The organism is Streptomyces asoensis (genome assembly GCF_013085465.1).
GTDB lineage: Bacteria > Actinomycetota > Actinomycetes > Streptomycetales > Streptomycetaceae > Streptomyces > Streptomyces cacaoi_A.
Genome location: NZ_CP049838.1, coordinates 6,196,329 through 6,207,917 on the forward strand (window position 1 = coordinate 6,196,329; position 11,589 = coordinate 6,207,917).

At 71.3% G+C, this 11,589-nt stretch carries 11 protein-coding genes; 9 read left to right on the plus strand and 2 right to left on the minus strand.

Annotation, left to right across the window (positions count from 1 at the left end; translation table 11 throughout):
- Nucleotides 1–93 precede the first annotated feature (93 nt).
- The 3 genes from G9272_RS27865 (at nucleotide 94) to G9272_RS27875 (ending at nucleotide 3,096) form a co-directional block, all read left to right on the plus strand.
- Nucleotides 94–987, plus strand: coding sequence for a hypothetical protein (locus G9272_RS27865; protein WP_171399060.1), 894 nt, complete (start codon nucleotides 94–96; stop codon nucleotides 985–987).
- A 292-nt stretch (nucleotides 988–1,279) separates the two neighbouring features.
- Nucleotides 1,280–1,939 (plus strand): RNA polymerase sigma factor, encoded by a 660-nt coding sequence (locus G9272_RS27870; protein ID WP_171399061.1) that lies wholly within the window; start codon nucleotides 1,280–1,282, stop codon nucleotides 1,937–1,939.
- Complete coding sequence (locus tag G9272_RS27875; RefSeq protein ID WP_253267965.1) at nucleotides 1,939–3,096, plus strand: hypothetical protein; 1,158 nt, start codon at nucleotides 1,939–1,941, stop codon at nucleotides 3,094–3,096. Before G9272_RS27870 ends, G9272_RS27875 begins: the two co-directional genes overlap by 1 nt.
- A gap of 213 nt (nucleotides 3,097–3,309) precedes the next feature.
- Here the strand turns inward: G9272_RS27875 and G9272_RS27880 are convergent, their stop codons facing one another.
- Nucleotides 3,310–4,164 (minus strand): L,D-transpeptidase family protein, encoded by an 855-nt coding sequence (locus tag G9272_RS27880; protein ID WP_437184311.1) that lies wholly within the window; start codon nucleotides 4,162–4,164, stop codon nucleotides 3,310–3,312.
- Between the two features lie 213 nt (nucleotides 4,165–4,377).
- On the opposite strand from G9272_RS27880, the gene G9272_RS27885 reads away from it, so the two are divergent.
- Nucleotides 4,378–5,958, plus strand: coding sequence for an acyl-CoA mutase large subunit family protein (locus G9272_RS27885; RefSeq protein WP_171399062.1), 1,581 nt, complete (start codon nucleotides 4,378–4,380; stop codon nucleotides 5,956–5,958).
- A gap of 100 nt (nucleotides 5,959–6,058) precedes the next feature.
- Nucleotides 6,059–6,631, plus strand: a complete 573-nt coding sequence (locus G9272_RS27890; protein WP_171402208.1) for a Uma2 family endonuclease — start codon at nucleotides 6,059–6,061, stop codon at nucleotides 6,629–6,631.
- Here G9272_RS27890 and G9272_RS27895 read toward each other — a convergent pair.
- The gene (locus G9272_RS27895) at nucleotides 6,628–7,965 is read right to left on the minus strand and encodes an FAD-dependent monooxygenase (RefSeq protein WP_171402209.1); all 1,338 of its coding nucleotides are present in this window, start codon (nucleotides 7,963–7,965) and stop codon (nucleotides 6,628–6,630) included. The two genes, G9272_RS27890 and G9272_RS27895, sit on opposite strands and share 4 nt — an antisense overlap.
- Nucleotides 7,966–8,041: 76 nt before the next feature.
- Between G9272_RS27895 and G9272_RS27900 the strand changes: the two genes are divergently transcribed.
- The 4 genes from G9272_RS27900 (at nucleotide 8,042) to G9272_RS27915 (ending at nucleotide 11,568) form a co-directional block, all read left to right on the plus strand.
- Nucleotides 8,042–8,692, plus strand: coding sequence for a TetR/AcrR family transcriptional regulator C-terminal domain-containing protein (locus G9272_RS27900; protein ID WP_171399063.1), 651 nt, complete (start codon nucleotides 8,042–8,044; stop codon nucleotides 8,690–8,692).
- A 131-nt stretch (nucleotides 8,693–8,823) separates the two neighbouring features.
- The gene (locus tag G9272_RS27905; RefSeq protein ID WP_171399064.1) at nucleotides 8,824–9,849 is read left to right on the plus strand and encodes a glycosyltransferase family 2 protein; all 1,026 of its coding nucleotides are present in this window, start codon (nucleotides 8,824–8,826) and stop codon (nucleotides 9,847–9,849) included.
- On the plus strand, nucleotides 9,839–10,303 hold the full coding sequence (locus G9272_RS27910; RefSeq protein ID WP_253267966.1) for a GtrA family protein: 465 nt from the start codon (nucleotides 9,839–9,841) through the stop codon (nucleotides 10,301–10,303). The genes G9272_RS27905 and G9272_RS27910 overlap by 11 nt, the downstream gene beginning before the upstream one ends.
- Entirely contained in the window at nucleotides 10,300–11,568 is a 1,269-nt protein-coding gene (locus tag G9272_RS27915; RefSeq protein WP_171399066.1) for an NAD(P)/FAD-dependent oxidoreductase, read from the plus strand. Before G9272_RS27910 ends, G9272_RS27915 begins: the two co-directional genes overlap by 4 nt.
- Nucleotides 11,569–11,589 lie beyond the last annotated feature (21 nt).

An 11,589-nucleotide genomic window follows, 5' to 3' on the forward strand; every position in this document is an offset into this window, starting at 1 on the left:
CGGCGAGGGCCGCGGACCGTATGGATCTGTGGCGGGCCCGGCCACCAGGTCGAACGGCCTGATCGGACGGACGGGACAGAGGCGGAAACGGACATGGGTGAACGGCTGAACGACGGCGCGGGCCACAGCCGTCGGCGCGCACACCCCGCGGACCCCGCCGCCGAGGACGAAGTCGCCGCCGACGCACCAGGCGCTGCGGCACCCCCGCTGGAGGCGCTGCTCGTCCAAGCCCTGCGCACTCGGGGCCTGCCCGGGCCCGGCGACGGCGAGCGGAGGGCCGTCGACGCCTTTCGGGCCGCCCGGGACGCGGGTGCGCACAAGGCCCGTACCCGGCGTCGGGACGACTGGCGGCCCAGGGCCCGGCGGTACCCGGCCCGCTCGCTGCGGGCCACGCTCTCCGTACTGGTCGCCGGCCTCGCGCTGGGCGGCGTCGCGTTCGCCGCCGTCGGCTCCTCCACGCACGGCGTCGCCGGCGGCGCGGGGCACCCCGAAACGTCCGTGACCGAGTCCGGGGCCCGGTCCACCGCGACCGCTTCCGCGAACCCGCGGCCGGCCGCCCCCGCCGACCGGGACGGTCCCGTGAGCGCCGAGGACACCGACGCGCACTGCCGTGCCTACGAGAAGGCCCGGGGACGGGGCAGGGCGATGGACTCCACCGCCTGGCAACGGCTCGTGACGGCGGCGGGCGGAGAGGAGAACGTCGTGGCGTACTGCCAGGCGGCGGCAGCCGCATCGGCCTCGGCAGCGGGCGGACCGAAGGCCGCCAAGAGCCCGAAGGCCGACAAGCGCCCGAAGGCCGACAAGAGCCCGAAGGCCGACAAGACTCCGAAGGCCGAGACGACCCCGAAGGCCGGGAAGACGCAGAAGGCCGATACGACCCCGAAGGTCGGGACGACACCCGAGGCCGGGAAGACACCCAAGGTCGGGAAGAGCGCCGAGGCCACCAAGAGCGCGCAAGCTGCCAAGAGCGGGGCCGAGGGCCAGTAACCGGTTGCCGCCAAAGCAACGGCCGAGGCCGCCACCCCCCACAGGAGAGGCCCCGGCCGTCGCGCGGCACGGGCCGCGCGGCGGCCCGTATTTTCTACAGCGCCATGAGTGCGTTTTCTGTCACACCTCGCGCACGCCCGCTCGCGTCACGAGTTAGTTGCATGTTCTACGGACATGGACGTGCGGCGGTTTCAGGTCGTAACGTGCCTTTCGCGCCGGACGGCCAATCGGCAGACCACCGCAACGACCTGCGGTCCAGAAAACCGCGAACCATCGACCGAGGAACCACGACGTGGGGGACGACGCGGAGCTGACAGCCGCGGTGCTCGCGGCACAGGACGGGGACGAGACCGCGTTCCGGACTGTGTACCGCACGGTGCACCCGCGGCTGCTCGGGTACGTACGCACGCTCGTCGGCGACCTCGACGCCGAGGACGTGTCCTCCGAGGCCTGGCTCCAGATAGCCCGGGACCTCGAGCGGTTCAGCGGCGACGCGGACCGCTTCCGCGGCTGGGCCGCCCGGATCGCCCGCAACCGCGCGCTTGACCACATACGCATGCGCGGCCGGCGCCCGGCGACGGTCGCCGACGAGACCGAACTGACCGGCCGGCCCGCCGAGTCCGACACCGCGGGCGAGGCCATGGAGGCGCTGGCCACCGGCCGCACCCTGGACCTCATAGCCCGGCTGCCGCAGGACCAGGCCGAGGCCGTCGTGCTGCGGGTCGTGATGGGCCTGGACGCCAAGACGGCCGCTGAGACGCTCGGCAAACGGCCCGGTGCGGTGCGTACGGCCGCGCACCGCGGTCTGAAGAAACTCGCCGAACTGCTCGGCGAGGATCCGGAGACGGCCGGCGCGCTCGACGCACTGCCGTCTCAGCGAGAACCGCGCTCGCGCGCGGTGACGTCCGCCGGTGTGACGCATACGTGCGCGCGGACGCAGAAGGACATGTGATGGCCGACAAGCAGGACAGGTGGCTCGACCGCGAAACGGCGGAGCGTCTGCTGCGCGGTGAGTCACCCGACAACGCTGTCGACGCCACGGCCCGGGAAGAGGCCGAGCGGCTCGCCCGGACCCTCGGCGCGCTCTCCGCGCTGGCCGCCGAGCCCCTGCCCGCCGACGAGGAACTCCCCGGTGAGGCCGCGGCCCTGGCCGCCTTCCGCAAGGCCCACGCGGACCGCGCCGACCTCGCGGGACGTGCCGGTCCCGCCGGTCTCGCCACGGGTCCCGCCGGGCTCGACGGTGGGACGACGGCCGCCGCCACCGGTCGGCTCCGTGTCGCGCACGCGGCCGACGCGGGACTGGTGCGCATCGGCGGTCGCGTCCCGGAGGCCGGGCGTCCGGCCCGGTGGAGCCGGCCCGGACGGCTGGGGCTGGCCGCCGCGCTCGCCGCCGGGATGGTGGGCGGGATCGCGGCCGGGACCGGTGTCCTGCCGACCCCGTTCGACGGCGCCGAACCCGCCCGTCCCGTGGCATCCGTCTCGGCCCCCGTGGCCCCGGACGAGCACCCGCTCGTCCCACCCACGCCGGAGGCCTCGGGCGGCGACGAGGACCCGGCGACCCCGGACGGCGGCACGGGCGCCACCGGCCGCGAGGACACCGGGAACGGGAAGACGGACGGCGCCCCCTCGGCCACCCCGGACCCCCGCGGCACCTGGCCGACCGGCGTGACCTCGTCCTGCCGCGACCTGAGCGCCGGCCGCACCCTGGACACCGAGCGCCGCCGGACCCTGGAGCACCTCGCGGGCGGCCCGACGCGCGTGCCGAAGTACTGCGCGGGCGTCCTCGACGGCACCGCCGCCGGAAACTCCCGGGGCGACGACCGCGCCCCGAACGCCACCACCGGCCGGGACACCGGAACGAACCAGAGCGACCGCGGAGGCCGCGGCGGCGCCACGGGCGACAAGTCGGGTTCGGGCGGTTCGGGCGACAAGGGCGGTTCCGACGACGACGACGGCGACGGTGGTCGTGATCGCGATCGCGACCATGACCGTGATCGAGGTCGTGGTCATGGTGGCCGAGGTGGGGGCCACGGCGGCGGCTCCGGCCACTCGGGCGGCTCCGGCCACTTGGGCGGCTCCAGCGGAAACTCGTCCTCGCACCATCACTGACCTGCTGTTTCTCTGATCGTCGGAGTTTTTTCGCGAGGGGTGTGACGTTTTCGGCGGCCGGAGCGCAGTAAGAAGTGAGCCGACTGGTCATCGGCCCTTGCACAGAGCCGGGGTTCCCCCCGTACTTCCGGCTCGTGCGCTCGGCGCGGGCGGGACACGTTCCCCCGGTCCCGCTCGCGCCCCAAACACCTCACTGCTCTCGCGCCACCGCGCTCACCAGGACACGACGACCTTGTCGCCGTTCCTCACCTGGGCGAAGAGACTCGCGATCGCCGTCTCGTCCCGGACGTTGACGCACCCGTGCGAGGCCCCCGCGTAGCCGCGGGCGGCGAAGTCGGCCGAGTAGTGCACCGCCTGCCCGCCGCTGAAGAACATCGCGTACGGCATCGGTGAGTGGTAGAGCGTGGACACATGGTCGCGGGACTTCCAGTAGACGTGGAACACGCCCTCCCGGGTGGGCGTGTACTGCGAGCCGAAGCGGACCGACACCGTCGTCAGGGTCCGGCCGTCGACCATCCAGCGCAGGGTCCTGGTCGTCTTGTCGATGCACAGCACCCGTCCGGACAGGCACCGGGGATCGGGCGCGGCGGCCGGTTGGCCGCCCATCGGATACAGCTCCCACTCCCCGGGTTCATGGGTCATCCCCAGCAGCCGCCGCCAGGTGACGGTGTCGGTCCTCCCGGTCGTCGGCAGCCCGCGCTTGCCCTGGAAGCCCTTCACGGCCTGCTCGGTGACCTCGCCGTACGTTCCCGTGGGCCCCACGAAGAGCCAGGCGATCTGGCGCAGCCGGGCCTGGAGCTCACGGACGTCACGCCCCTTGTCGCCGCGCGACCACAGGACCGCGGGAGGCGGGGCGCCGGTGGCCGGAGCACTCGGCCTGTCGTCGGTGGTGGTCCGCGCCGGGGCTGACGCCGACGCCGACGCCGACGCCGAGGCCGTCCGGCCGACGTCGGCGGGCACGGGCGAGCGCTCCGCTCCGTCCGCGTCGGGGGCCTGCACGCTACAGCCGCACACCGTCATCAGAGCCGCCGTGCCGGCCAGGACGGCGATCGATCTCCGCATCCGCATGCCTGAGATGTTCCCCCCGGATGACGCTTCGCGAACGGAGCGGCATTGTGGTGACCGGCACCGCGAACAGTCTGTGAGGAAGGTCCCAGCGTGGTCCTCTGCACCGGGTGCACGCGCGCCGATACAGTCCGTCGGACGGTCGGACCGTACTGACGGGTAACCGACCCGAGTGGTCGAAGCAGCGGGTATTGCTCAGCGGGAGGCATCACACCCATGGCGCGTGAGTCGGAGTCCGGACTGCCCATCGAGCCGGTGTACGGGCCGGAGGACCTGGCGGGCTGGGACCCGGCCGGGCAACTGGGCGAGCCGGGCAAGTACCCCTTCACCCGGGGCGTCTACCCGTCGATGTACACCGGCCGCCCCTGGACCATGCGCCAGTACGCGGGCTTCGGCACGGCGGTGGAGTCCAACGCCCGCTACCAGCAGCTGATCGCCAACGGCACGATGGGCCTGTCGGTCGCCTTCGACCTGCCCACCCAGATGGGCCACGACTCGGACGCCCCGATCGCGAGCGGCGAGGTCGGCAAGGTGGGCGTGGCCATCGACTCGGTCGAGGACATGCGGGTGCTGTTCGGCGGGATCCCGCTGGACAAGGTGTCGACGTCGATGACGATCAACGCCCCGGCGGCCCTGCTGCTGCTCATGTACCAGCTGGTCGGCGAGGAACAGGGCGTCCCGGCCGACCGGCTCACCGGCACGATCCAGAACGACGTGCTGAAGGAGTACATCGCGCGCGGCACGTACATCTTCCCGCCGAAGCCCTCGCTCCGGCTGATCGCCGACATCTTCAAGTACTGCAAGGCCGAGATCCCGAAGTGGAACACGATCTCGATCTCCGGCTACCACATGGCGGAGGCGGGCGCGTCCCCGGCGCAGGAGATCGCCTTCACCCTGGCGGACGGCATCGAGTACGTCCGTACGGCGGTGGCGGCGGGGATGGACGTGGACGACTTCGCGCCCCGGCTGTCCTTCTTCTTCGTGGCCCGTACGACGATCCTCGAAGAGGTCGCGAAGTTCCGCGCCGCGCGCCGGATCTGGGCACGGGTGATGCGGGAGGAGTTCGGCGCGAAGAACCCCAAGTCGCTGATGCTCCGCTTCCACACGCAGACGGCCGGCGTCCAGCTGACGGCCCAGCAGCCGGAGGTGAACCTGGTCCGGGTCGCCGTCCAGGGCCTGGCCGCGGTGCTCGGCGGCACCCAGTCCCTGCACACGAACTCCTTCGACGAGGCGATCGCGCTCCCCACGGACAAGAGCGCGCGCCTCGCCCTGCGCACCCAGCAGGTGCTGGCCTACGAGACGGACGTGACCGCCACCGTCGACCCCTTCGCGGGCTCCTACGTCGTCGAGAAGATGACCGACGACGTCGAGGCGGCGGCCGTCGAGCTCATGCGGAAGGTCGAGGACCTCGGTGGCGCGGTGTCGGCCATCGAGCACGGCTTCCAGAAGAGCGAGATCGAGCGCAGCGCGTACCGGATCGCCCAGGAGACCGACTCCGGCGAGCGGGTCGTCGTCGGCGTCAACCGCTACCAGCTCGACACGGAGGAGCCCTATGAGCCGCTCCGCGTCGACCCGGCCATCGAGGCCCAGCAGGCCGAACGCCTGGCGAAGCTGCGGGCCGGGCGCGACCAGGCGGCGGTGGACGCGGCCCTGGACGCCCTGAAGAAGGCGGCCGAGGGCGAGGACAACGTCCTCTACCCGATGAAGGACGCGCTGCGGGCCCGGGCGACGGTGGGCGAGGTGTGCAACGCCCTCCGGGGGGTTTGGGGGACGTACGTGCCGTCGGATGCGTTCTGAGCTGGGCGATTCCCTCGAATGGGTGATCGGGGGCGGAAACCGCCCGTTCCTGGTTAGGCTCGTGGAGGGTGGTCCCGATAAGGAGGGTGCCGTGGCTGTGATGCTGCACGAGTCGTCGCTCGCTGATGCTGCCGACCGGCTGTGGGAGGAGCTGCCCGGGCACCGGGTGGAGATCCTCAACGGGAGCATTGTCGTGACGCCGCCGCCGGATGGGCCGCACCAAGTGACACTGTCCTGGCTGATCGTGGCGTGCCACGAAGCCGGGGATCGGCAGGCCGGGCTGAAAACGGTCGGGGGAATCGGCTTGTGGTTGCCGACCGGGCCGGATGATTACGCCGTGCCGGACCTGTCCGTGGTGGATGCCGACTTCCACGACGCACTGGTCGAGAAGAACTGCTATGCCCCGCATGTCTTCCGCATGGTGTTGGAAGTGACGTCCTCCAACTGGACGAACGACACAGCCACCAAGGTCGACATCTACGCCAGGGCCAACATCCCGGTCTACGTCATCGCCGACCGCAGGCATGACGTGGTGCTCCTGTATCGAGACCCCGTCGACGGCAAGTACCCCGACCCCCTCCGCTACCAGCGAGGCCAGGCCGTCCCCGTTCCCGAGTCCGTCGGTGTCGCTCTCGAGCTCTGCGTCGACACCCTCCTCGACGGCGACGACTAGCCGAGGCCGACCCGTGCGCGGTAGGACGCGAGGCCTTCCTCCGTGGCGCCCGCCCAGCCCACATAGCCGTCCGGGCGGACCAGGAACACGCCGTCCGGCAGGGTCACCAGGGTCCAGTCCGGGCCCCTGAGCCGGTCGAAGAGGCGGACGCCGTCGACCGTCAGGTCCGGGACGCGGTCGCCGGCGGACAGCGGACCGGGGTTCTCCCGGGTCTCCTCGCTCAGTGACGAGTGCCGGTAGTTGAGGCCCAGTTGGCGGGTCGACGCACCCCGCTTCGCCTCCTCGCGGTGGATCGCGGTGGAGAGGCCGAGCACGTGCTCGGCGATGGGGCGGCGCTCCTCCTCGTAGGTGTCCAGCAGGGCTTCCGGTGCCCGCCCGCCCAGTACGGCGCCCAGTTTCCAGCCCAGGTTGTATGCGTCCTGGACGCTGGTGTTCAGGCCCTGGCCGCCGGCCGGGGAGTGGACGTGCGCCGCGTCGCCCGCCAGGAAGATCCGTCCCTCGCGGAAGCGGTCCGCCAGGGCTGCGCGCGGGCGGAAGTCGGACACCCAGAAGAGCTCCGTCACCGCCCCGGGGGCGAGGTGGGTGCGCTCCGAGACCAGCTTGCGGACGCCCTCCAGGGAGAGATCCGGATCCGTTCCGCCGGGGAGCCGTGCCACCAGCTGGAACCGGTCCGTCCCGGCCAGGGGGCACAGCGCCAGGAAGCCCGCGTCCGGCCCGCTCGGCGGGAACAGATGCCACCACGTGCGGTCCAGGTCGGGGATCCGTACGTCCGCCACCAGGGTCGGGTCCGGGTCGAGCGTCTCGCCCCGCATCTCGATGCCCAGCGCGCGGCGCACCGCCGAGCGGCCGCCGTCCGCGGCGACGGCGTACCGGGCGCGGACCGGCTCGCCGGAGGCGAAGTGCGCCGTCACACCCTCCGTGTCCTGCTCGAGCCGCGTCACCTCACGGCCGAAGGCCACGGTCCCGCCCAGCTCCGTCAGCCGTGCCAGCAGGATCTCCTGGTTGCGCCACTGCGGGATCATCCAGGGGCCGGTGAAGCGGGAGCCCTCCTCGCCGTCCTCCGCCGGGTCGAACATCGGGTGCTCGCCGGCCTGCTCGCCGTCCGCCCAGACCATGCCCACCGGGTACGCGCCACCGGCGGCGAGGACCTCGTCGAGGACGCCGAGATCCTCGTAGACCTCCATCGTGCGCGGCTGGAGGCCCTTGCCGCGTGAGCCGGGGGCGAGGGTCTCGCCGCGTTCCACCACCAGCGCGTCCACTCCGCGCCGGGCCAGGTCGATGCCGAGGGCGAGGCCGGTGGGGCCCGCGCCGACGATCAGGACGTCCACGTTCATATCCATGCAACTCTCCTTAACGCTGTTAAGTGCCGTCGTTCACGAGGATGGCCTTAACGGCGTTAAGCTGTCAAGTGTGAGTACCGAACGACGCGCCCCCCTCGACCGCAAGCGGGTGGCGGACACCGCGCTCAGGCTGCTCGACGAGGCTGGTCTCGACGGGCTGACCCTGCGTGCCATCGCCAGGGAACTGGACGTCAAGGCGCCCGCCCTGTACTGGCACTTCAAGGACAAACAGGCCCTGCTGGACGAGATGGCGACCGAGATGTACCGGCGGATGGTCGCGGGCATCGCGCTCGACCCCGCCGACACCTGGCAGGACCGGACGCGCAAGGCCAACCACGGGCTGCGCGCGGCGCTGCTCGCCTACCGCGACGGCGCGAAGGTCTTCAGCGGCTCCCGCTTCACCGGCACCGACCACGCCGTGCAGATGGAGGAGAACCTGCGCCTGTTCACCGCCGCCGGCTTCACCCTCGCCGACGCCGTACGCGCCTCGTCGACCGCGTACGCGTACACCATCGGGTTCGTCACCGAGGAGCAGGGCGTGCACCCGCGGCCGGACGAGCGGCGCGAGGGGTTCGACGTGGCGGAACGTGCCCGGCTGCTCGCCGAGTTCCCGCTGTCGGCGAAGGCGGGCGCGGAGATCTTCGAGGATTACGACCGGCAGTTCGGGGAAGGTCTGGAGATCATCGTGGCCGGAATCGCCGCGCGGTACGGGGTGCGGTAGACCCATACCTACGGCAGGCCGGCCGGGGCGCGATCCGGAGTCGTCTGTCGATTCACCGCATTCGATTCACCGCATTGCGCAACTCATCGCGCGTTCTTATCGCGTTCACATCGCGCCCCTAGTTTCGCCGAATGCCTGACATATCCAGCCGGGTGCAGGAGTCCCGCGTGCCCCGTCAGCGGGGTGGCGCCGCGCTCGTCTCTTATGTACTGCCCGTCTTCAACGAACAGGACGGGATCCGCCACTTCCACGAGGAGCTCGTGGCGGCACTGCGCGAACGCCCCGAGTACGCCTTCGAGTTGGTGTACGTCGACGACGGCTCCGCCGACGGCACGTCGCTCATCCTGGAAGACATCGCGAAGAACGACCGGCGCGTCCGGGTCGTCGACTTCGCGCGCAACTTCGGCCACCAGATGGCCATCACGGCCGGTATCGACGAGGCGCGCGGCGACGCCGTGATCGTCATGGACACCGACCTCCAGGATCCGCCGAAGGTCAGCCTCCAGCTGATCGACGCCTGGCGGGACGGCGCGGAGGTCGTGCACGCCCGTCGGCGCAGCCGTCAGGACACACTCTTCAAGCGGGCCACCGCGCACGCCTACTACCGTCTGCTGCGGTCCTCCACCGATGTGGACATCCCGCTGGACACCGGCGACTTCCGGCTCATGGACCGACGCGCCGCCGACGAGCTGCGGCGCTTCAGGGAGCGCAGCCGGTTCGTGCGCGGCATGGTCGCCTCGATGGGCTTCCGGCAGAGCGAGGTGCACTTCGACCGCGACGAGCGGTTCGCCGGCGAGACCAAGTACCCGCTGCGCAAGATGGCGCGCCTCGCCATCGACGGCCTGACCGGCTTCTCCACCGCACCCCTGCGGATGATCACCAAACTGGGTTTCGCGGTGCTCGCGTTCTCCCTCGTCGGCATCTGCTACGCGCTCGGCATGAAGGTGCTGCGGCCCGAGATCACGGTCTCCGGCTGGACGATGCTGATGGTCGTCGTCCTGTTCATGGGCGGTGTGCAGATGCTGTCGCTCGGCGTGCTGGGCAGCTACATCGGACGTACGTACAACGAGGTGCAGGGGCGGCCCCTGTACACCGTGCGGCAGGTCATCTCGCACGACTCGGAGGCCGGCGGTGACGGCACCGGCCATGGCCACTGAGGACATGGTGCGGGCCGGCACCCGTACGGGCACCGACGCCCCGGCAGGTGGCGACACCCCGCAGGGCACCGGCACCCGCACCCGCGACCTCCGGCAGCTGATCACCTACGCGCTGGTCGGCGGCAGTGGCGTCCTCCTCGACCTGGGCGCGTTCCTGCTGCTCTACAACGTGGCCGGTCTGCACGAGCAGGTGGCCAACGTGCTCTCCACCAGCCTCGGCATCACCAACAACTTCGTCCTGAACGCCCTGTTCACCTTCGGCAAGCGCGACCGTCTGCTGCGGCGCTATCTGCGCTTCTACGCCGTCGGCCTGACCGGTATCGCCCTGACGTTCGTCCTGCTCGCGGTGTTCTCCCGAGGGCTCGGCATCGATCCGAACCTGGTGAAGGCCGGCTCGCTGCCGTTGGTGCTGGTCTTCCAGTTCGCGCTCAACAGAAAGTGGAGTTTCGCATGAACCTCGGCGTCATCGGCGCGGGAGCGACCGGCCTCACCGCCGCGTACGACGCGGTCAAGCAGGGCCACGCGGTCACCGTCCTGGAGGCCGCCGACGAACTCGGCGGGCTCGCCGCGTCGATCCCCGTCGGGGGAGTGCCGCTGGAGCGCTACTACCACCACATCTTCCGCAGCGACCGTCAGATGATCGAGCTCATCGAGGAACTGGGCTTGGGCGGCGACCTGCGTTTCCACAAGACCACCACCGGTGTGTTCCGGGGCGGGCGGATGCACCCCTTCAGCACGCCGCTGGAGATGCTGACCTCCCCGCTGTACGGCCTGCCCGCCGGTGTCCGCTTCGGTCTGTCGTCGGCCTGGTTGAAGGTCGTGCGTGACGGGGAGCGGTTCACCGACCGCACCGCCCTGAGCTGGCTGCGCAAGTGGGCCGGGCGGCGCGCCACCGAGGCCGTCTGGGAGCCGCTGCTGCGCGGCAAGTTCGGCGACCGCGCCGACCAGGTGTCCATGGCCTGGCTGTGGGCGCGGGTCCACTGCCGCACCTTCGAACTCGGCTACATGGACGGCGGGTTCGAGCGGGTCTACGCGACGCTCGCCGACCGGATCGCCGAGCGCGGCGGCAAGGTCGAGTTCGGCAAGCGGATGGAGACGATACGTCAGGACGGTGGCGACGGGCAGGTCGCCGTGCGCACCGCCGACGGCGCCTCGTACACCTTCGACCATCTGATCGTCACCACTCCGCAGCCCGCCTTCGCCAAGGCCGCCGACGCGCCCGCCGACGACGCCGTCTGGCGCAACCAGTATCTGGGCGCGACCTGCTTCGTCCTGGAGCTGGACCGCAGCGCCATCCCGTACTACTGGCTCAACATCAACGAGCCCGACTTCCCCTTCCTGGCGGTCGTCGAGCACACGCAGATGATCGACCCGGCGCAGTACGGGGGCCGTCACATCCTCTACGTGGGCAACTACGTCGAGCGGGACGACCGGCGCTTCACCACCGAGCCGGCCGAGCTGCTGGAGCGGTTCCTGCCGTGGCTCCAGCGGGTGAACCCGGAGTTCGACCGCTCCTGGATCCAGGCCTGGCACTTCTCGCGGGCGCCCTTCGCCCAGCCCGTGGTCACGCCCGAGTACAAGGCGCTGATCCCCGGCCACGAGACCCATCTCAGCGGGGTGACGCTCGCGACGATGGCGCAGATCTACCCGCAGGACCGGGGGCAGAGCTACTCGGTGGAGCTGGGTCACAAGGCGGCGCGCATCGCGGGCGTCGCCTGACCTGCCCGCGTCGCCCGACCT

What these genes read in the sequence shown, in the direction of transcription:
- G9272_RS27890 (WP_171402208.1), top strand. Translation starts at nt 6,059, where the DNA reads ATGCTGCACGAGTCGTCGCTCGCTGATGCTGCCGACCGGCTGTGGGAG.
- G9272_RS27905 (WP_171399064.1), top strand. Translation starts at nt 8,824, where the DNA reads ATGCCTGACATATCCAGCCGGGTGCAGGAGTCCCGCGTGCCCCGTCAG.
- G9272_RS27885 (WP_171399062.1), top strand. Translation starts at nt 4,378, where the DNA reads ATGGCGCGTGAGTCGGAGTCCGGACTGCCCATCGAGCCGGTGTACGGG.
- G9272_RS27875 (WP_253267965.1), top strand. Translation starts at nt 1,939, where the DNA reads ATGGCCGACAAGCAGGACAGGTGGCTCGACCGCGAAACGGCGGAGCGT.
- G9272_RS27865 (WP_171399060.1), top strand. Translation starts at nt 94, where the DNA reads ATGGGTGAACGGCTGAACGACGGCGCGGGCCACAGCCGTCGGCGCGCA.
- G9272_RS27895 (WP_171402209.1), bottom strand. Translation starts at nt 7,965, where the DNA reads ATGAACGTGGACGTCCTGATCGTCGGCGCGGGCCCCACCGGCCTCGCC.
- G9272_RS27910 (WP_253267966.1), top strand. Translation starts at nt 9,839, where the DNA reads ATGGCCACTGAGGACATGGTGCGGGCCGGCACCCGTACGGGCACCGAC.
- G9272_RS27880 (WP_437184311.1), bottom strand. Translation starts at nt 4,164, where the DNA reads ATGCGGATGCGGAGATCGATCGCCGTCCTGGCCGGCACGGCGGCTCTG.
- G9272_RS27915 (WP_171399066.1), top strand. Translation starts at nt 10,300, where the DNA reads ATGAACCTCGGCGTCATCGGCGCGGGAGCGACCGGCCTCACCGCCGCG.